General features: G+C 65.2%; 1 protein-coding gene. It reads left to right on the plus strand.

The genetic code is table 11. The annotated features are described in order from the left end of the window. Positions 1 to 542, plus strand: a 542-nt coding sequence (locus G3I71_RS45285) for a hypothetical protein (protein ID WP_239149766.1), incomplete at its 5' end; no start/stop codon positions are given. Positions 543 to 692: the final 150 nt, after the last annotated feature.

Below are 692 nucleotides of genomic sequence, written 5' to 3' on the forward strand. Positions count from 1 at the left end.
AGCTTCAAGACCTCGGGATAACTGCCCCGCTCAACGTCGAAGAACTCTGCCAGGCGCTCAGTCGCCGACGGGGACGTCCCCTGTACCTGCGGGAAGCTCCGCTGCCGAAGCCGGGGCCCTCCGGGATGTGGGTCGAGTACGACGACTACGACGTGATCCTGTACCAGCAGGAGACAACCCGCCTGCATCAAGATCACATCAAGCTCCACGAGATAGGGCACATCCTCGTCGCGGAGAACGAAAGGGCCGCAGAGAAGACGACAGACGGTCCGACGGAAGAAGTCTCCACGGTCGACTCCGAGGAGGAGACGGCTGTCTTCGTCGAGGGCTGGGCCACCATGCTGCCGGTCTTCGCGCCCGAGACGATCAAGCGCGTCGCCCGCCGCTGCTCGTACGACGACGGCGAGGAGTGCTCCGTCGAACTGGTCGCCACCATCATCCTGGAGTGGTCGTCCCTGCTAGACGGCTCTACTCCGCTGTCGGACGACCCCTCGCTTCGGCGGGTGGAGGCGGCTCTCGGTGACCGGCGAGGGTGGCTGTAACCCGTGGAACTGCTACTCCTGGGGCTCGTCGCCGCTCTGGGCTGGAAGCTCTACCAGCTGAAGCGATCCCCTCAAGACGCGCCTCTGCGTTCTGTCACCCTCTGTCTGTTCTGCGCTGCGCTGTCGTACCCGGTAGCCATGCCCGGCGGC

Origin of the sequence: Streptomyces sp. SID12501 (assembly GCF_010550245.1) — a bacterium.
In the GTDB taxonomy this organism is placed as follows: domain Bacteria; phylum Actinomycetota; class Actinomycetes; order Streptomycetales; family Streptomycetaceae; genus Streptomyces.